The organism is Kribbella qitaiheensis (assembly GCF_042657745.1).
Lineage (GTDB): Bacteria > Actinomycetota > Actinomycetes > Propionibacteriales > Kribbellaceae > Kribbella > Kribbella qitaiheensis.
On the sequence record NZ_JBHSKE010000013.1, the window covers coordinates 38,108 to 56,454 of the forward strand.

General features: G+C 68.9%; 20 protein-coding genes. 3 read left to right on the forward strand and 17 right to left on the reverse strand.

Annotated features, from left to right (window positions below; translation table 11 throughout):
• Nucleotides 1–19 precede the first annotated feature (19 nt).
• The 7 genes from coaBC to ACFPJ1_RS12790 form a co-directional block, all read right to left on the reverse strand.
• Nucleotides 20–1,261, reverse strand: a complete 1,242-nt coding sequence (gene coaBC / locus ACFPJ1_RS12760) for a bifunctional phosphopantothenoylcysteine decarboxylase/phosphopantothenate--cysteine ligase CoaBC (RefSeq protein WP_380103798.1) — start codon at nucleotides 1,259–1,261, stop codon at nucleotides 20–22.
• 33 nt (nucleotides 1,262–1,294) lie between these two features.
• A complete protein-coding gene (gene rpoZ, locus ACFPJ1_RS12765; RefSeq protein WP_132296263.1) occupies nucleotides 1,295–1,603 on the reverse strand; it encodes a DNA-directed RNA polymerase subunit omega in 309 nt (102 codons plus the stop codon).
• A gap of 2 nt (nucleotides 1,604–1,605) precedes the next feature.
• Nucleotides 1,606–2,217, reverse strand: coding sequence for a guanylate kinase (gmk, locus tag ACFPJ1_RS12770; protein ID WP_380104020.1), 612 nt, complete (start codon nucleotides 2,215–2,217; stop codon nucleotides 1,606–1,608).
• 50 nt (nucleotides 2,218–2,267) lie between these two features.
• Complete coding sequence (mihF, locus tag ACFPJ1_RS12775) at nucleotides 2,268–2,582, reverse strand: integration host factor, actinobacterial type (protein WP_380103799.1); 315 nt, start codon at nucleotides 2,580–2,582, stop codon at nucleotides 2,268–2,270.
• A 59-nt stretch (nucleotides 2,583–2,641) separates the two neighbouring features.
• The gene (locus ACFPJ1_RS12780) at nucleotides 2,642–3,013 is read right to left on the reverse strand and encodes a hypothetical protein (RefSeq protein WP_380103800.1); all 372 of its coding nucleotides are present in this window, start codon (nucleotides 3,011–3,013) and stop codon (nucleotides 2,642–2,644) included.
• A gap of 119 nt (nucleotides 3,014–3,132) precedes the next feature.
• Nucleotides 3,133–3,501: a hypothetical protein gene (locus tag ACFPJ1_RS12785; protein WP_380103801.1), complete on the reverse strand. Its 369-nt coding sequence runs from the start codon at nucleotides 3,499–3,501 to the stop codon at nucleotides 3,133–3,135.
• A gap of 139 nt (nucleotides 3,502–3,640) precedes the next feature.
• Nucleotides 3,641–4,555, reverse strand: coding sequence for an EamA family transporter (locus tag ACFPJ1_RS12790; protein ID WP_380103802.1), 915 nt, complete (start codon nucleotides 4,553–4,555; stop codon nucleotides 3,641–3,643).
• Between the two features lie 68 nt (nucleotides 4,556–4,623).
• On the opposite strand from ACFPJ1_RS12790, the gene ACFPJ1_RS12795 reads away from it, so the two are divergent.
• On the forward strand, nucleotides 4,624–5,478 hold the full coding sequence (locus ACFPJ1_RS12795) for a LysR family transcriptional regulator (protein ID WP_380103803.1): 855 nt from the start codon (nucleotides 4,624–4,626) through the stop codon (nucleotides 5,476–5,478).
• Here ACFPJ1_RS12795 and pyrF read toward each other — a convergent pair.
• From pyrF to pyrR, 8 genes are read right to left on the reverse strand one after another with little or no spacing between them, the layout of a single operon-like run.
• The gene (gene pyrF, locus ACFPJ1_RS12800; protein WP_380103804.1) at nucleotides 5,472–6,308 is read right to left on the reverse strand and encodes an orotidine-5'-phosphate decarboxylase; all 837 of its coding nucleotides are present in this window, start codon (nucleotides 6,306–6,308) and stop codon (nucleotides 5,472–5,474) included. The two genes, ACFPJ1_RS12795 and pyrF, sit on opposite strands and share 7 nt — an antisense overlap.
• A 35-nt stretch (nucleotides 6,309–6,343) precedes the next feature.
• Nucleotides 6,344–7,405 (reverse strand): quinone-dependent dihydroorotate dehydrogenase, encoded by a 1,062-nt coding sequence (locus ACFPJ1_RS12805; protein WP_380103805.1) that lies wholly within the window; start codon nucleotides 7,403–7,405, stop codon nucleotides 6,344–6,346.
• A 5-nt stretch (nucleotides 7,406–7,410) separates the two neighbouring features.
• Complete coding sequence (carB, locus tag ACFPJ1_RS12810) at nucleotides 7,411–10,788, reverse strand: carbamoyl-phosphate synthase large subunit (protein WP_380103806.1); 3,378 nt, start codon at nucleotides 10,786–10,788, stop codon at nucleotides 7,411–7,413.
• Nucleotides 10,788–11,918: a glutamine-hydrolyzing carbamoyl-phosphate synthase small subunit gene (carA, locus tag ACFPJ1_RS12815; protein WP_380103807.1), complete on the reverse strand. Its 1,131-nt coding sequence runs from the start codon at nucleotides 11,916–11,918 to the stop codon at nucleotides 10,788–10,790. Before carA ends, carB begins: the two co-directional genes overlap by 1 nt.
• Nucleotides 11,919–12,407 (reverse strand): PH-like domain-containing protein, encoded by a 489-nt coding sequence (locus ACFPJ1_RS12820; RefSeq protein ID WP_380103808.1) that lies wholly within the window; start codon nucleotides 12,405–12,407, stop codon nucleotides 11,919–11,921.
• Nucleotides 12,404–13,699 carry a dihydroorotase gene (locus tag ACFPJ1_RS12825; protein WP_380103809.1) on the reverse strand — a complete coding sequence of 432 codons (1,296 nt, stop codon included), beginning with the start codon at nucleotides 13,697–13,699 and terminating at the stop codon, nucleotides 12,404–12,406. Before ACFPJ1_RS12825 ends, ACFPJ1_RS12820 begins: the two co-directional genes overlap by 4 nt.
• Entirely contained in the window at nucleotides 13,696–14,643 is a 948-nt protein-coding gene (locus tag ACFPJ1_RS12830; protein ID WP_380103810.1) for an aspartate carbamoyltransferase catalytic subunit, read from the reverse strand. The genes ACFPJ1_RS12825 and ACFPJ1_RS12830 overlap by 4 nt, the downstream gene beginning before the upstream one ends.
• Nucleotides 14,643–15,323, reverse strand: a complete 681-nt coding sequence (gene pyrR, locus ACFPJ1_RS12835) for a bifunctional pyr operon transcriptional regulator/uracil phosphoribosyltransferase PyrR (RefSeq protein ID WP_380103811.1) — start codon at nucleotides 15,321–15,323, stop codon at nucleotides 14,643–14,645. The genes ACFPJ1_RS12830 and pyrR overlap by 1 nt, the downstream gene beginning before the upstream one ends.
• Before the next feature lie 209 nt (nucleotides 15,324–15,532).
• Here pyrR and bldD point away from each other — a divergent pair, with 209 nt between their 5' ends.
• Nucleotides 15,533–16,042 carry a transcriptional regulator BldD gene (bldD, locus tag ACFPJ1_RS12840; RefSeq protein WP_380103812.1) on the forward strand — a complete coding sequence of 170 codons (510 nt, stop codon included), beginning with the start codon at nucleotides 15,533–15,535 and terminating at the stop codon, nucleotides 16,040–16,042.
• Between the two features lie 244 nt (nucleotides 16,043–16,286).
• Here the strand turns inward: bldD and nusB are convergent, their stop codons facing one another.
• Together nusB and efp are read right to left on the reverse strand one after the other, a co-directional pair.
• Entirely contained in the window at nucleotides 16,287–16,697 is a 411-nt protein-coding gene (nusB, locus tag ACFPJ1_RS12845; protein ID WP_132188735.1) for a transcription antitermination factor NusB, read from the reverse strand.
• 23 nt (nucleotides 16,698–16,720) lie between these two features.
• Nucleotides 16,721–17,284 carry an elongation factor P gene (gene efp / locus ACFPJ1_RS12850; protein WP_380103813.1) on the reverse strand — a complete coding sequence of 188 codons (564 nt, stop codon included), beginning with the start codon at nucleotides 17,282–17,284 and terminating at the stop codon, nucleotides 16,721–16,723.
• A gap of 191 nt (nucleotides 17,285–17,475) precedes the next feature.
• Here efp and ACFPJ1_RS12855 point away from each other — a divergent pair, with 191 nt between their 5' ends.
• Nucleotides 17,476–18,339, forward strand: a complete 864-nt coding sequence (locus ACFPJ1_RS12855; RefSeq protein ID WP_380103814.1) for a hypothetical protein — start codon at nucleotides 17,476–17,478, stop codon at nucleotides 18,337–18,339.
• The last annotated feature ends 8 nt before the right edge of the window (nucleotides 18,340–18,347 follow it).

An 18,347-nucleotide genomic window follows, 5' to 3' on the forward strand; every position in this document is an offset into this window, starting at 1 on the left:
AGTGACCGCCTTGAACGGCTTAGTGCCAGTGGGTGGCGACGAGATTCCAGATGACGCCGGCCAGGGCGTCCTTGCTGCCGGAGGGGACCGGGAGGGCGCCGCCGTCGCGATCGAGGATGACGGCCTCGTTGTTGTCGCTGCCGAAGACCTTGCCGCCGGACACGTCGTTCACCACCAGCAGGTCGCAGCCCTTGCGCTCGAGCTTGGCCCGGCCGAGTTCGAGCACGCTGTGCTGGGCGTCGCCCGTCTCGGCGGCGAACCCGACGATGACCTGGTCCGACCGCTGCCGGTCATGCGAGATGGTGGCGAGGATGTCGGGGTTCTCCACCAGGTTGACCGCCGGCACCGTACCGTCGCCGGTCTTCTTGATCTTGTGCTCGGCGACATCGGCCGGCCGGAAGTCGGCGGGAGCAGCCGCCATCACGATCGCGTCGGCGTCGACCGCGCGGCTGGTGATCTCCTCGTACAGGTCGCGGGTGCTGGTGACCGGGACGACCTGGACTCCCGCGGGATCCGCGAGCTCGGAGTTGGCAGCGACCAGGGTGACCTTGGCGCCACGGGCGGCGGCGATCCGGGCCAGCGCGTAGCCCTGCTTGCCGGACGAGGAGTTGCCCAGGTAGCGAACCGGGTCCAGGTGCTCGCGGGTGCCGCCGGCGCTGACCAGGACGTGCTTGCCCGTCAGATCCGCCACCGACTGCCCAGCGGCGCGGGCGGTCTCATCGGCGAGCATCAACTGGCTGATCGCGAATATCTCGGCTGGCTCGGGCAAGCGCCCGCGGCCGGTGTCGGTGCCCGTCAGCCGGCCGACCGCCGGGTCGAGCACGGTGATGCCGCGGGACCGCAGGGTCGCCACGTTCGCCTGGGTGGCCGGGTGTTCCCACATCTCGGTGTGCATCGCGGCCGCGAACAGGATCGGGCAGCGCGCGGTCAGCAGGGTGTTCGTCAGCAGGTCGTCCGCCAGGCCGTGCGCGGCCTTCGCGATCAGGTTCGCGGTGGCGGGCGCGACCACGACGAGGTCGGCCCCCTTGCCGATCCGGACGTGCGGGACCTCCTGCACGTTGTCGAACGGGTCGGCGGTGACCGGTTGCCCTGACAGCGCGGCCCAGGTCGCGGCCCCGACGAACTCCAGGGCGGCCGCGGTCGGCACCACCCGGACACTGTGCCCGGACTCAGTCAGCCGGCGGAGCAGATCACAGACCTTGTAGGCCGCGATCCCGCCGCCGACACCGAGAACCACGGACGGCCGCTGCTGGGCGGTCACAGAGCTGAACCCGGCGTCGTCATCGACGGATGATTACTCGGACTTCTCCGCAGCGGCGGCGGCAGCTTCCGCCTCGGCCTCGGGGTCGATGTCCGTGCAGGTCAGCACGCCCTCGTTGATCTCGCGCATCGCGATCGACAGGGGCTTCTCCTGGACGTGGGTCTCGACCAGCGGTCCGACATACTCCAGCAGGCCCTCGCCGAGCTGGGAGTAGTAGGCGTTGATCTGCCGAGCCCGCTTGGCCGAGTAGAGCACCAGCTTGTACTTCGAGTCGGTGTGGGTGAGCAGGTCGTCGATCGGCGGGGAGGTGATGCCGATGGCGACGGGCTGGTTGGCAGACAAGTTCAGCTCTTTCCAGAGATGGAGGGTGATCGAATCAACTTTACCAACTGATCGGCCGCTTCCCGAACAGAGGCGTTCACGATCGTGACGTCGAACTCCTTCTCGGCCGCCAGCTCCAGCGTAGCCGTCTGCAGTCTGCGCTCCCGCTCCTCGGCCGTCTCGGTCCCCCGGAAGACCAGCCGGCGGACGAGTTCGTCCCAGCTCGGCGGCGCCAGGAAGACGAACTGCGCCTCCGGCATCGTCTCGCGCACCTGCCGCGCGCCCTGCAGGTCGATCTCCAGCAGTGCCGACCGGCCCTCGGCGAGCTTGTCCAGCACCGGCTGCCGCGGCGTCCCGTAGCGGGCCGCCTTGTGCACGACCGCCCACTCGAGCAGTTCGTCGTCGGCGATCATCCGGTCGAACTCCTCGTCGGACACGAACAGGTAGTGCACCCCGTGCACCTCGTTCGGCCGGGCCTTGCGGGTGGTCGCCGAGACCGAGATCCAGATGTCGGGGAAGCGCTCCCTGATGTCGGCGGCGACAGTTCCCTTACCGACGGCCGTCGGGCCCGCCAGGACGGTCAGCCGGGCCCCGCCGGTACCGCGTTCCGCGTCGTTGCCCGTGTCCGAATCCATCTTCCGGCCCGTTTCCTGCTGCGTCGTGATCAGATCCGTCGACATCAGCGTCACTCGGCGAACTCGCGCTCGAGCGCGGCGATCTGGTTCGTCCCGAGGCCGCGCACCCGGCGGGTCTCGGAGATCCCGGCCCGCTCCATGATCTGCTGGGCCCGGACCTTGCCGACCCCGGGGATGCACTGCAGCAGCGCGCTCACCCGCATCTTGCCGATCACGTCGTTCGTCTGCCCCTCGTGCAGCACCTCCGTAGGAGACGCCCCCGAGTGCCGGATCCGGTTCTTGATCTCCGCACGCTCACGCCGTGCGGCCGCGGCCTTGTCCAGAGCAGCCGCACGCTGCTCTGGGGTCAAAGAAGGAAGTGGCACCGTTTCACCTGTCCCGTTTTGTGGCTTCGCCGCTGAACCTAACACGCGACGGGACAGCCTCAGTTCAGCTCAGGGACATCTACCTTGCACGAGTCCTTCGCATGTGTCGCGATCGACTTGTAGGCGGTCACCGCGGGCCCGGTCTCCTTGCTCAGCCGAGCCAGTTCGACACGATCCGTACCGGCCTGCTGGGCCTTCTCCGCGATCGTCACGATCTTGGCCCAGTCGTCCTTCACCTCGGCCGGCGCGCTGTTCTCGAGCTTCTTCGCGTCCTCGAGGATCTTCGCGTAGTCGGCCGGGTTCTGCGGGTCCACGTTCACCGCGGAGGCCGCGTAGCCGGCCAGATCGACGCAGTAGGCCTGCTCCTCGGTGCATGCGGTCAACCCGGCGGCCGCGGCGATCAGGGTCGCGGTGATCACAACTGTGCGCATCTGTTCCTCATCCTCGGGGGTCTCGAGTGGTCCTCGGGGGTGTTGCCGCAGACGCTACCGGCCGTCACCAAACCAACCGGAAACCCATCTTTTCGCCACCCTGGCTCGGCGGGTGGGGGTCAGTTCTCGATGCTGACCTTGCAGGTGTCCTTCGCCTGCTTGGCGATCGCCTCGGAGGCGGTCCCCATCTTCTGGCCCTCGTTCTTGGCGAGCTCGGCCAGCTTGGTCTGGTCGCCGTTCGCGTCCTTCGCCTTGTCGAGGAAGTCCTTCACGACCAACCAGTCGTCCTTCAGGTCGTCGGGCGCCGACTTGGACAGCTTGCCGGACTCGGTGCGGATCTTGTCGACGGCCTCGGAGTCCTTGATGTCGGCGTTCTTGACCGCCTCGGCATAGTTCTGCAGTTCGCTGCAGTAGTCGCCACCCGAGCACGCCGTCAATGTGCCGACGCCCAATGTCACTACCGCCGCGAGGGCCGCAACCTTACGCATTCCTGTCCCATCTGTTGCCGCGGAAAGCCGTTCGCTTCCCGTCACGGCAACCCTTCCGAACACCGGGGTCAACACTGCGCACCACACGCCGTGAACAACGTCGCACGACCGGGTTGGAACCAGCCCGTAACCTCTCGCGTCAGCCCCCGTTCGCCACGGCAGCGCGCACTGATCTGCCCTGCCGTCCAGCTGTTCCCGCAGCAACTGCGTTGGCGGCGACGATCACAGTGATGGCGAACCAGTCGAGGCGATCGAGCCGCTGATCGAGCACCAGCAGGCCGACCAGGGCAGCCAGTACCGGGTTCACACTCATGAAGACCCCGAACAACTGCGCCGGAACCGTGCGCAGCGCGAGCAGGTCCACCAGGAACGGAACAGCCGACGACAGCAGTCCGGCCGCGAGTGCGTACCCGATCGCCGCGACCGTCGGCGGATGGTGCCAGAGCACGAAGATTCCGACCGGGACGTAGGCAAGCCCCGACACAGCAGCCGCAGCGGCCGACCCTTGCGCTCCCGGGATCCGCCGTCCCACCGTGCGGTTGAGCAGGATGTAGCACCCCCAGCAGACCGCCGCCACCAGCGCCAGCCCGACGCCCAGATAGTCAGTGCTCGCCTGCGGCCGGGTGAGCACCACGACCGCCGGCCCGGCCGCGAGCGCACAGACAAGATCGATCGTCCGCCTCGAGCCCACCAGCGCCACCGTCAACGGCCCGAGGAACTCCAACGTCACCGCCAGGCCGAGCCCGATCCGGTCGATGGCCGTGTACAGCGACAGATTCATCGTCGCGAACACCACCGCGAGCCCGAGCACCGGCCACCACTGGCGAGCCGTGAACTCCCGCAGCCGAGGCCGCCCAACAGCCACCAGCAACAGCCCGGCCAACCACTGCCGCACCGCCACCACACCGACCGGCCCGATCACCGGAAATGCGAGGGCTCCCATGGCCGCCCCGACCTGATTGGACAGCCCGCTCCCCAACATCATCAGCACCCCCAGCGCGGGCTGGGGGTCGGCTGTCGCCGGCGCTGCGGGGGTATGACTGGCGGTTGTCATGACTCGAGGCTGCGCGGGTGCCAACTGTTCGCAAAATGCATCGACGAGGGGATCTATACGCTGGAGTCATGGGTCTCGAGCTGCGGCACTTGCGGTGCCTGGTGGCGATCGTGGATACGGGCACCTTCACCGACGCCGCGATCGAGCTGGGGATCTCGCAGGCGGCGGTGTCGCGGACTCTGCTCGGTCTCGAGCAGGTTCTCGGGGTGCGCGTGCTGCACCGGACCAGCCGGACCGTCAGCCCGACCACGGCCGGCGTACAGGTGCTGGCGCGGGCAAGGCATCTGCTGGCTGAAGCGGACGATCTGGTGCGGGAGGCGACGACCGGACATACGCGGTTGCGGATCGGGCATGCGTGGTCGGCGATGGGGCAGCACACGGGCGAGTTCCAGCGACGGTGGGCCGCGCTCTACCCGGACGTCGAGTTGCATCTGGTCCGCACCAACACGACGACTGGCGGCTTGGCCGAAGGGCTGTGCGATCTGGCGGTCGTCCGGACACCCATCGACACCCAGCGGTTCGCACACGCCAAGATCGCGGACGAACGCCGGTACTGCGCGATGGCCGCCGACGACCCCTGGCGGCGTCGGCGCTCGATCACCATGGACGAGCTACGCGAACGCACCTTGCTGGTGGATCGCCGGACCGGGACGACCACGACCGACCTCTGGCCGGAAGGCTCGCGCCCTCAACTGGAGCACACCCAGGACATCGACGACTGGCTAGCCGCGATCGCCACCGGCCGGTACGTCGGCCTGACCCCGCAAGCCACCGTCACGCAGTACCGGCGCGACGGCATCGTCTACCGCCCTGTCCGCGACGCTCCTCTCGTCGAGGTCCACCTGGCCTGGCGCCGCCACGACCCCCACCCGGCCACTCAGGCAGCCGTGGCTCTGCTGACCGACCTCTACAACGATCAGTAGCCGAGGACCGTCCGGAAGGCGTCGTTGGAGCGGGCTGCGGCTTCGCGGAGGGCGGCCGGGTTGGGGCCGGCGCCGAGGATCTCGCGGGAGCTTGACGGTACGACGTTGTGGACTGCGGCGCCGAAGACCTTCGACAGGCTTGCAGGCGTGGCTCCCTGGGCTCCGAGTCCGGGGGCGAGCAGCGGGCCGCGGATGTCGAGGTTCTCGTCGGTCGGCTGGATCGTGGCGCCCACCACGGCCCCGAAGGATCCCAGGTCGTCCGCGTCAGCGTTCAACTCGCGCAGCCCGTCAAGAACCGCGCCGGCCACGGTCGGCCCGGCCGCAGTACGGGCCGACTGGAACTGCGGGCCTTCCGGGTTCGAGGTCAGCGCCAGCACGAACAGACCGGCACCGGCCTCGCGGGCCTCGTCGATCGCGGGCTGGAGCGAACCGAACCCGAGGTACGGGCTGACCGTCAGCGCGTCGCACGCGAGCGGCGCCTTCTCGGACAGGTACGCCGACGCGTAGCCGGACATGGTCGAACCGATGTCACCCCGCTTGGCGTCGATGATCACCAGTGCGCCGGCCTCGCGCAGGCGGATCGTCGCCTGCTCCAGTACTGCGATGCCGGCCGACCCGAAGCGTTCGAAGAACGCCGACTGTGGCTTGAACACGGCGACCTGGTCGGCGAGTGCGTCGACCACGCCGTACGTGAACGAGGCGAGGCCGTCGGGGTCGTCAGGCAGACCCCAGGCCTCCAGCAGGTGGGCGTGCGGGTCGATCCCGACGCAGAGGGGGCCGCGCTCGGTCATCGCGGCGCGGAGCCGGGTTCCGAAGGGCTGGCTGCTCATAGGGCGTTCTCGCTCTCTCATCGAAGTCCTCAGGCTCATCGAAGTCCTTGCCCGGCCAGGTGGCGGTTGGTCTGGCGGATCAGGCCCGGGCCGCGGTAGATCAGGCCGGTGTAGATCTGGACGAGGCTGGCGCCGGCGTCGAGCAGGCGGGCCGCGTCGGAAGGGTCGAGGATGCCGCCGACGCCGATGATCGGCAGCGCTCCCCCGGTCTCGGCATAGATGTGGGCCACGGTCTTGGCGGAGATCTCGGTCAGCGGACGACCGGACAGACCGCCGGTCTCCCCTGCCAGCCGCTCGTCGGCCGGAGCGAGCCCGCCCCGCCCGATGGTGGTGTTGGTCGCGATGATCCCGGCCACGCCGACGTCCGTGCAGACGCCGAGCAGTTCGTCGATCGCCTGCTCGGTCAGATCGGGCGCGATCTTCACCAGGATCGGCTTCGGCCCGCGACCACCGGAGCTCAATGCGTCGGCCTCGGCGTGCAGCGCCGTGAGCAGTTCCCGAAGGTGGCCGGAGTCCTGCAGAGAGCGCAATCCCGGCGTGTTCGGCGAGCTCACGTTGACCGCGAAGTAGTCGCCGAAGTGGTAGAGCCGCCGCAGCGACGTGACGTAGTCCTGCACCGCGTCCTCGAGCGGCGTCACCTTCGACTTCCCGATGCTGATCCCGAGCGGATACCCGAGATCGCCGTACTGCTCCAGCCGGTCCGCGAGAGCCGCCGAGCCGAGGTTGTTGAACCCCATCCGGTTGATCACGGCCTCGCTCTCGACCAACCGGAACAACCGCGGCTTCTCGTTGCCCGGCTGGGCCTGCGCCGTCACCGTGCCGACCTCGACGAACCCGAATCCGAGGGCCCGCCAGGCCGGCAGGGCGACACCGTTCTTGTCCATACCGGCGGCCAGCCCGACCGGGCTCGGAAAACGCACCCCGAAGACCGTGCGCTCCAGCCCGGCGGGCAGCGAACCGTAGGAACGCGAGAGAGCGCTCACCGCGCCGGGAACGCGGCTCAGCCGGCGCAGCCCGTGCAAGGTCTGCTCATGAGCCACCTCGGCATCTCCCTTGCCCAGCCGGTACAGGACCGGCCTGATCACCTTCCGGTACACGCCGCTCAGCTCTCCACACCCACACTCGCCGAACCCGCGCCGACGTTTGCGCCGGCACCCGGCGCCGAGTCGGCCTTGCCGCGGATCCGTGAGGTCCAGTCCTGCAGGGAGCGCACTCCGATGTCCCCGGCCCGCTGCGCCTCGATCCCCTGCACCGCCGCGGCCAGGCCCTGCACCGTGGTGATGCACGGGATGTTTCGGGCCACCGCCGCGCTGCGGATCTCGTAGCCGTCGATGCGCGGCGAACCGCCCTGGGTGATCCCGATCGGGGTGTTGACGATCAGGTTCAGCTCACCGTCCTGGACCATCTGGACGATCGTCGGCTCGCCGTTCGGCCCCGGGCCCTGGCTGCTCTTGCGGACGGTGACCGCCTCGACCCCGTTGCGCCGCAGTACGTCGGCCGTCCCCTCGGTCGCGTAGATCTGGAAGCCGAGATCCGCCAGCCGCTTGACCGGGAAGATCATGTGCCGCTTGTCCCGGTTGGCGACCGACACGAACACCTTGCCGGATCCCGGCAGCGGCTGGGACGCCCCTGCCTGGGACTTGGCGAACGCGGTACCGAAGGTGTCGTCGATGCCCATCACCTCGCCGGTGGACCGCATCTCCGGTCCGAGCAGGGTGTCGACCGACGTCCCGTCGATGGTGCGGAACCGGTTGAACGGCATCACGGCCTCCTTGACCGCGATCGGCGTCGAGGCCGGCAGCGTGCCACCGTCGCCCTCGGCCGGGAGCATCCCCTCGGACCGCAGGTCGGCGATCGTTGCCCCGAGCATCACCCGGGCCGCGGCCTTCGCCAGCGGCGTCGCCGTCGCCTTGGAGACGAACGGCACCGTCCGGGACGCCCGCGGGTTCGCCTCGAGCACGTAGAGCACGTCGCCGGCGAGCGCGTACTGCACGTTCAGCAGACCCCGTACTCCGACGCCGCGCGCGATCGCCTCGGTCGACTCGCGGATCTTCTGGATGTCCGCGTTCCCGAGGGTGATCGGCGGCAGCGCGCAGGACGAGTCGCCCGAGTGCACCCCGGCCTCCTCGATGTGCTCCATCACGCCGCCGAGGAACAACTCGTTGCCGTCGTACAGCCCGTCGACGTCGATCTCGACCGCGTCGTCCAGGAACCGGTCGATCAGCACCGGGTGCTCCCAGTTCGCCGCGATCGCGTCACCGCTGAGCCGCTGCAGCGCGGCGGTCAGCTCGGCCTCGCTGTAGACGATCTCCATGCCGCGACCACCCAGCACGTACGACGGCCGCACGAGCACCGGGAATCCGATCTCGGCGGCGATCGTCTGGGCCTGGTCGAAGGACATCGCGGTGCCGTGCTTCGGCGCCGGCAGCGAGGCGTCGGCGAGCACCTTGCCGAAGGCGCCGCGCTCCTCCGCGAGGTGGATCGCCTCGGGCGACGTGCCGACGATCGGCACTCCCGCGTCCGCGAGCCGCTGGGCCAGTCCGAGCGGAGTCTGCCCGCCCAATTGCACGATCACGCCGGCGACCGGACCCGCCTGCATCTCGGCGTACACGATCTCCAGCACGTCCTCGCAGGTGAGCGGCTCGAAGTACAGCCGGTCCGAGGTGTCGTAGTCGGTGGAGACGGTCTCCGGGTTGCAGTTCACCATCACGGTGCAGTAGCCGGCGTCGCGCAGCGCCATCGACGCGTGCACGCAGGAGTAGTCGAACTCGATGCCCTGCCCGATCCGGTTCGGCCCCGATCCGAGGATCAGGACGGCGGGCTCGGTGCGCGGAGCCACCTCGCTCTCCTCGTCGTACGACGAGTAGTGGTACGGCGTGGTGGCGGCGAACTCGGCCGCGCAGGTGTCCACCGTCTTGAAGACCGGCCGGATCCCGAGCGCCTGCCGGACACCCCGTACGACGTCCTCCGTGAGCCCGCGGATCTCCGCCAGCTGGAGGTCGGAGAACCCGTGGCGCTTGGCGAGCCGCAGGATCTCCGGGGTCAGCCGGGGTGCGGCCGCGACCTGGAGAGCGGTCTCGTGGATCAGGTACAGCTGGTCCACGAACCACGGGTCGATCTTGGTCGCGTCGAAGATCTGCTCCGGACTCGCCCCGGCCCGGATCGCGTCCATGATCGTGCGCAGCCGGCCGTCGTGCGGCGTCCTGATTGCCTCCAGCAACGGCTCGAGGTCGCTCGCGGGCGCTTCGGCCCAGGAGAACCGCGCCTCCGGCTTCTCCAGCGAGCGCAGCGCCTTCTGCAGCGCCTCGGTGTAGTTGCGGCCGATCGCCATCGCCTCGCCCACGCTCTTCATGTGCGTGGTCAGCGTGGCGTCCGCGGCCGGGAACTTCTCGAACGCGAACCGCGGCACCTTGACGACGACGTAGTCCAGCGTCGGCTCGAAGCTCGCCGGGGTCTGCTTGGTGATGTCGTTCGGGATCTCGTCCAGCGTGTAGCCGATGGCGACCTTCGCCGCGATCTTGGCGATCGGGAAGCCGGTCGCCTTCGACGCCAGCGCGGAGGACCGGGACACCCGTGGATTCATCTCGATCACGATCAGCCGGCCGTCGGACGGATCCACCGCGAACTGGATGTTGCACCCGCCGGTGTCGACCCCGACCTCGCGGATGATGCCGATGGCCAGGTCCCGCATCACCTGGTACTCGCGGTCCGTCAGCGTCATCGCCGGCGCCACCGTGACCGAGTCGCCGGTGTGTACGCCCATCGGGTCGACGTTCTCGATCGAGCAGATGATCACGACGTTGTCGGCCTTGTCGCGCATCACCTCGAGCTCGTACTCCTTCCAGCCGACGATGGACTCCTCGATCAGGACCTCCGTCGTCGGGCTGGCGGACAACCCGGCCCCGGCGATCCGCCGCAGGTCCGGTTCGTCGTACGCCATCCCGGAGCCGACGCCGCCCATCGTGAAGGACGGCCGGACCACCAGCGGGTAGCCGAGCTCGGCCGCGGCGGCCATCACGTCGTCGATGCTGTGGCAGACCACAGAGCGCGCGACCTCGGCGCCCAGCTTCTCCACGATCGCCTTGAACGACTCGCGGTTCTCGCCGCGCTGGATCGCGTCCACCGAGGCGCCGATCAGCTCGACGCCGTACTTCTCCAGCACGCCGTTCTCGTGGAGAGCGATTGCTGCGTTCAGCGCGGTCTGGCCGCCCAGGGTGGCGAGCAGGACGTTCGGGCGCTCCTTCTCGATCACCTTCTCGACGAACTCCGGCGTGATCGGCTCGACGTAGGTGGCGTCGGCGAACTCCGGGTCCGTCATGATCGTGGCCGGGTTCGAGTTCACCAGGATGACCCGGAAACCCTCCTCCTTGAGCACCCGGCAGGCCTGGGTGCCGGAGTAGTCGAACTCGCAGGCCTGACCGATCACGATGGGCCCGGAGCCGATCACCAGCACCGACTCGATGTCTGTACGGCGGGGCATCAGCGATTCTCCATCAGTTCTACGAAGCGGTCGAAGAGGTAGGCCGAGTCGTGCGGACCGGCCGCGGCCTCCGGGTGGTACTGGACCGAGAAGGCCAGCACGCGCCCGTCGCGCCCGGTCAGCTTCAGACCCTCGACCACGTTGTCGTTGAGCGAGATGTGGCTGACTTCGGCGGTCCCGTACGGCGTCTCGACCTTCTCGTCGATCGGCGCGTCCACGGCGAACCCGTGGTTCTGCGAGGTGATCTCCACCTTGCCGGTGGCCCGGTCGAGCACCGGCTGGTTGATGCCGCGGTGCCCGTACTTCAGCTTGAAGGTGCCCAGTCCGAGCGCCCGGCCGAACACCTGGTTGCCGAAGCAGATGCCGAAGTACGGCTTGTTCTGCTCGAGGAGTTGCTTGAGCAGGGTGGTCGGGTGCTCGGTGGTCTCCGGGTCGCCCGGGCCGTTGCTCATGAAGATGCCGTCCGGGTTCACCGCCAGCACCTCCTCCAGGGTGGCGGTGGCCGGCAGCACGTGGACCTCGATCCCCCGCTCGGCCATCCGCTTCGGCGTCATCGACTTGATCCCGAGGTCTAGCGCGACCACGGTGAACCGCTTCTCCCTCTCAGCCGGTACGACGTACGCCTCGGCGGTGGTGACCTCCGAGGCCAGGTCGGCGCCGACCATCGGCGGCTGCTCGAGCACCTTGGCCAGTAGCGCCGCGGGGTCCAGGATCTCGGTGGAGATGCCGGCCCGCATGGCGCCGCGCTCGCGCAGGTGGCGGGTCAGGGCGCGGGTGTCGATGCCGGAGATCCCGACGATGCCCTGCGCCTTCAGCTGGTCGTCGAGGGTGCGCTTGGCCCGCCAGTTCGACGGCACCCGGGCGGGGTCGCGGACGACGTACCCGGCGACCCAGATCCGGTGGGACTCGTCGTCCTCGTCGTTCACCCCGGTGTTGCCGATGTGCGGCGCGGTCTGGGTGACGATCTGGCGGTGGTACGACGGGTCGGTCAGCGTCTCCTGGTAGCCGGTCATGCCGGTGGTGAACACCGCCTCGCCGAAGGTCTCGCCGGTCGCCCCGTACGACGTACCGGCGAAGGCACGGCCGTCCTCGAGGACCAGCAGGGCGGCTGTGGAAGCTGCCTGGCTCATTTACTCGGCTCCGATCAGGGTCGAGATGGAATCGGTCAAGGGGCGCGTGTCGGCCTTGCGGCGCGGCCGGAAGCCGGTGTCGAGCTCGTGGCCGTCGTGGGTCCAGGTGACCACCACGAGGCCGGAAGCCTCGGCGGTCACCTTCCCGGCGATACCGCGGTCGGTCCGGACCCCGGTCAGGTGGTCAGCCGGGATGAAGACATCCGCCGCGCCCTGCCGGTGGAAGATCAGGCCGGCCTCGCTGACGGCCAGGTCCGCCGTACTGCGGACTCCGAGCTCGTGCACGGCGATCCGGTCCATCCAGTCGCCTGCCGTCGTCGTGGCGACGTACACGCCCTCTGTCTTGGCGCCTTTGACGTCGGCCGGGACCGCCGGGAGCGGGCCCAGGTCGGCCTGCCGCTGCTGGCGGTTGCGCCAGCCGCGGTACATGCCGAACCAGCCCGCGCCGATCACCAGCAAGGTGCCGATGATGCCCAGAACGGTCTTCACCGGGTCAGCTTCCCGTCCAGTACGGTCGGCTTCCCGCGGAGGAAGGTCGCGACGACGCGACCAGGCAACGTCATCCCGTCGAACGGCGTGTTCCGCGACAACGAAGCCGTCTCGCTCGGTACCACGGTGCGCTCGCCGGCCGGGTCGACCAGGACCAGGTTGGCGGGCGCTCCCGCTGCCAGCGGCTGTCCGTGCTCGCCGCTGACCTGGCCGATCGCGGCCGGGCGGTAGCTCATCCGGTCGGCGAGGTCCGCCCACGACATCAGCTTGGTGTCGATCATCGCGTGCTGGACCACCGAGAGAGCGGTCTCCAGCCCGGTCATCCCGAACGCCGCCGCGCTCCACTCGCAGTCCTTGTCCTCGACCGGGTGCGGGGCGTGGTCGGTGGCGACGATGTCGATCGTGCCGTCGGCCAGACCCTCGCGGACCGCCTCGACGTCCTCCTTGGTCCGCAGCGGCGGGTTCACCTTGTAGACCGGGTTGTACGACGCCGCCAGGTCCTCGGTCAGCAGCAGGTGGTGCGGCGTCACCTCGGCGGTGACCTCGAGCCCCCGGCGCTTCGCGGCCCGGACGATCTCGACCGAGCCCTTGGTGGACAGGTGGCAGATGTGCAGCTTGGACCCGACATGCGCGTTCAGCAGGATGTCGCGCGCGATGATCGACTCCTCGGCCACACTCGGCCAGCCGGTCAGTCCGAGAACGCCGGAGAGCGCTCCCTCGTTCATCTGCGCGCCCTGGGTGAGCCGGGGCTCCTGCGCGTGCTGCGCGATCGTGCCTCCGAAGGCCTTCACGTACTCGAGTGCGCGCCGCATCAGGGCGGCGTCCCAGACACAGTCGCCGTCGTCGGAGAACACTCGCACCCTGGCCGCCGAGTCCGCCATCGCGCCAAGTTCCGCGAGCTGCGTCCCCTGCCGGCCGACGGTGACCGCGCCGATCGGGTAGACGTCGGCGTACCCGGCTTCGCGACCGAGGCGCCAGACCTGCTCGACGACTCCGGCGGTGTCTGCGACCGGGTCGGTGTTGGCCATCGCGAACACGGCGGTGAAGCCGCCCAGCGCCGCGGCCCGGGTGCCGGTGAGTACGGTCTCGGCGTCCTCGCGACCGGGCTCGCGCAGGTGCGTGTGGAGATCGACCAGGCCGGGGAGAGCGATCTTGCCGCTCGCGTCGATGCTCTCCACGTCCTCCGGAGCGGCGAGGTCGTTGCCGATGGCGACGATCTCGCCGTTGTCGATCAGCAGGTCCGCCACCTCACCGCCGATGATGCTCGCTCCGGTGATCAGGAAAGCGGTCATGCGGTGGTCTCCTCAGTGTTCGGCGTTTCGGATGTTCCTGAGAGCAGCAGATAGAGGACGGCCATGCGGATCGCCACGCCGTTCGTGACCTGCTCGACGATCACCGAGCGGGTCGAGTCGGCGACCTCGGCGCTGATCTCCATGCCGCGGTTCATCGGGCCGGGGTGCAGCACGATCGCCTCGTCCGGCAGTTGCGCCATCCGGTGCACGTCCAGGCCGTAGCGGCGGGTGTATTCGCGGGCGCTGGGGAAGAACGCGTCGTTCATCCGCTCGCGCTGCACCCGCAGCATCATCACCGCGTCGCTCTTGGCCAGCGCCCCGTCCAGGTCGTACGACGTCTCGCAGGGCCAGGTGGTCATGTCGACGGGCAGCAGCGTCGGGGGTGCCACCACGGTGACGTCGGCGCCGAGCGTCGAGAGCAGCAGCACGTTCGACCGGGCCACCCGGCTGTGCAGGACGTCGCCGACGATGGTGATCCGGCGACCCTCGAGCGAGCCGAGGTGGCGTCGCATGGTGAAGGCGTCGAGCAGCGCCTGCGTCGGGTGCTCGTGGGTGCCGTCACCGGCGTTCACAACCGCGCCGGTCAGCCAGCCGGAGTTGGCCAGCAGGTGCGGGGCACCCGAGGAGCCGTGGCGGCAGACAACGCCGTCCGCGCCCATCGCCTGCAGCGTCAGCGCGGTGTCCTTGAGCGACTCCCCCTTGCTCACGCTCGAGCCCTTGGCGGAGAAGTTGATCACGTCGGCGGACAACCGCTTGGCGGCCGCCTCGAACGAGATCCGGGTCCGGGTGGAGTCCTCGAAGAAGAGGTTCACCACCGTGCGGCCGCGCAGCGCGGGCAGCTTCTTGATCGGCCGGTCCGCCAGCGAGCGCATCTCCTCGGCGGTGTCCAGGATCAGGTGGGCGTCGTCGCGGCTCAGATCGCCCGCGCTCAGCAGATGCCGCATCACGCGGAGGCTCCCGTCTTGTCGGTGCTGCCGGACTTCTTGTCAGCTGACGTCCTGTCGGGGCGGGACTTGTCGGGGTGGGTCTGGTCGGCGATCAGGACGGCGTCGGCGCCGTCGTACTCGGTCAGGTGGACCGTGACCCGCTCCACCAGCGAGGTGGGCAGGTTCTTGCCGACGTAGTCGGCGCGGATGGGAAGTTCGCGGTGCCCGCGGTCGACCAGGACGGCCAGTTGGACCGCCCTCGGGCGGCCGATGTCGCCGATCGCGTCCAGCGCGGCGCGGATGGTGCGGCCGGAGAACAGCACGTCGTCGATCAGCACGACGACCTTGCCGTCGATGCCGCCCGGCGGGATGTCGGTGTGTTCCAGCGCGCGGGCCGGCTTCAGGCCGATGTCGTCGCGGTACATCGTCACGTCGAGTGACCCTGTCGGCACGCTCCGCCCCTCGACCGCCGCGATGCGGTCGGAGATGCGGCTCGCGAGCCCCACCCCTCGGGTGGGAATACCCAGCAGGACCACGGGGTCGGCACCGCGGTTGCGCTCGAGGATCTCGTGCGCGATCCGGGTCAGTGCCCGGGAAATGTCGGAAGCATCCAGCACTGTGCGGGGTACGGCCTTGGCGACCGGGGCAGTCTCGGAGACTGACTCGGGCGCGGGCTCTGGTACCAAGGCAGGGCTCATCGCTACCGTTCCTCCTTTCCCGCCTCTCTGGACGGGTCTTTAAAGGACGTTCGGACCGCTTGACATGCTAGCGGATGTGACACGCCGTCTTGACGCTAGCCTCGCGGCCGGAATATTGTTACTCTGTGTAATCGTGGGGGGTTTCACCAAAACGGCCCACCCATCCGGGCCACCGGGTAGTCGATCAAAAGTCGGAGGGAAGAACCAGCGTGCCTAGCGAATACGCGAAGACACTGGGCGGCAAGTTGCGCGCCATCCGCCAGCAGCAGGGATTGTCGCTGCACGGCGTGGAAGAGAAGTCCAAGGGTCGCTGGAAGGCGGTCGTCGTCGGCTCGTACGAGCGTGGCGATCGGGCCGTCACCGTCCAGAAGCTCGCGGAGCTCGCCGATTTCTACGGCGTGCCGATCCGTGAGCTGCTTCCTGGATCCGCCAGTGCGGCTGCTGCGGCTGCAGCTCCGCCCCGGTTGATCCTCGATCTGGAGGCTCTGCAGCACCTCGACGCGAGCGAGGCCGGGCCGCTGGCGCGGTACGCGGCCACGATCCAGGCTCAGCGCGGGGACTACAACGGCAAGGTGCTGTCGATCCGTCAGGACGACATGCGCACTCTTGCGGTGATCTACGACGAGTCGCCGACGACTCTGACCGAGCGTTTCATCTCCTGGGGCGTGCTGAACCCGGAGGCGAAGGGCGACGTCGAGGAGTCCGAAGCAGCCGGCTGAGCCGGGCGCGACAAGACGGTCGGGGCTCGTAGCAGCTTGCCCACGGCCGCCTGCCCGCCCTCCTTCACGAGGACGGGCGACCAGCAACACCTGGAAGACCTGAACTACGGAGTACCAGGCATTTTCAGTACCAGGCCGGGGCCGTTCCCCCCGCGCCCACGAAGGGGGAGGCTGAGAAGGCCCGGCACCGCACCGTGGCGGTACCGGGCCCGTTGTGTTTCTGGGGCTGTTCAGACCGTGGAGCTCAGACTCCGAGGGTCGGCTTGAGCTGCAACAGCCGCGCCAGCAGGCCGTTCACGAAGGCCGGCGACTCGTCGGTGGACAAGTCGCGCGCCATTGACACCGCCTCGCTGACCGCCACCACGTCCGGCACCTGCTCGTCGAACAACAGCTCGTAGACGCCGATCCGCAGGATGTTGCGGTCGACCGCCGGCATCCGGTCCAGCGTCCAGCCCACCGAGTGGGTGCTGAGCAGCTCGTCGATCGAGTCGATGTGTTCCGAGACACCCTCGACCAGCGCCACGGTGAACTCGTTCACCGGCGGGTCGTTGTCAGCCACCCGGTCGCCGAGGGTGCCGCCGACGGGCAGCCCGCGGACCTCCGACTCGTAGAGCACGTCGAGGGCGCGCTTGCGGGCCTTGCTACGGGCAGACATGTTCTGTTGTCAGCTTTCGGGGCTCAGGACGTGACGCGGCCGAGGTAGTCCCCGGTCCGGGTGTCCACCTTGACCTTCTCGCCGGTGGTCAGGAACAGCGGGACGTTGATCGTGTAGCCGGTCTCGAGCTTGGCCGGCTTCGTGCCACCGGTCGAGCGGTCGCCCTGCAGGCCGGGCTCGGTGTACTCGACGGTCAGCTCGACCGACGGCGGGAGCTCGACGTACAGCGGCAGTTCCTCGTGCACGGCGACGATGGCGTCCTGGTTCTCCAGCAGGAAGTGCGAGGCCTCGCCGACCACCTCGGGGGTAACGTGCACCTGCTCGTAGGTGGAGCTGTCCATGAAGACGTAGGAGCCGCCGTCGTTGTACAGGTACGTCATGTCCCGCTTGTCGACGTTGGCCACCTCGACCTTGACGTCGGCGTTGAACGTCTTGTCGACCACCTTGCCGGACAGCACGTTCTTGAGTTTCGTCCGCATCACGGCACCGCCCTTGCCGGGCTTGTGGTGCTGGAACCAGACGACGGACCACAGCTGCCCATCCAGGTTGAGCACCATGCCGTTCTTGAGGTCGTTCGTCGTTGCCACGCGGGAAGCCCTTCGAAAGTGATCAGCGGTACGCCCAATTGTAGCGGTCACCACGTACTGCGGCCGACTCCCCGCCCAGTCCCCGCCCAGTCGCAGCCGGACTCAGCGCCCGGCCGGTGGCCCGCGGGAGGACCGGGCTGCCCCTACGCTGAGTACCAGGTAGTTCAGTGAGCCGGGCCGGGAGGCATTTGATGCTGGAGTTCATCGTCTTCATCGGGGTGCTGATCGTCGGCGCGCTGATCAAGAACGCGAGCAACCGCAAGGCGGACAAGAGCAACCCCAGCCCGCGGGTGCAGCGCCTGATCGAGCGGATGCAGGCCCAGCAGTCCGGCGCGCAGCCCACCCAGTTGCAGGGCCAGTACACCCAACCCGCCGGCCAGGGACAGGGCAATACGTTCCCCGCCTCGCAGGGTCAGGGGTCCGGCCGGGCGCAAAGCAGCGCGCAACTGGCCGGAATGCTCCAGCAACTCCTCCAGGCAGGCAAGCAAGCCGCTGGGCCCGGGCAGTACCCAGCGCCCGGCCAGCACTCCTCTCCCGCGCCGACCGCCCAGTCCCAGGCGCCCGGCCAGTACCAGCCGGGGCAGTACCCGCCGCCTCCGCCCGTCGTCTGGCAGCCGGCTGCCCGCGTGCCGTCCCATCGGCCGTCGCAGAACAACCTGCCGACCCCGAAGGGCGAGTTCGAGCAGCGCATCCGTGAATTGATGGCGTCCGGCAACGAGGTCACCGCGGTCCGGCTGATCTGCGAGGAGCGGGACCTGGGCATCATCGAGGCCCAGAAGTACGCCCGCGGCCTGGTCGCTCCCACGGGCCGTCCGAAGGCCGCTCAGAACAATCAGGAGAGCCCCGAGAGCACTCCCCGCCCCGACCCGGCCGAGCAAGAGAACCGGTACCTCGGTTCCGCCGCGTTCGCCGAATCCGTCTTCGACACCGGCCGCGACGAGAACGTCTGGGCCAGCGGCTGGGTCGACAAACCCGAGCCCGACGACCGCACCGACATGGACGAGCTCTGGCAAACAGTCCGCAACGCCGGCCGCCCACCCCAACCGAAAGGCTGACCCACAGC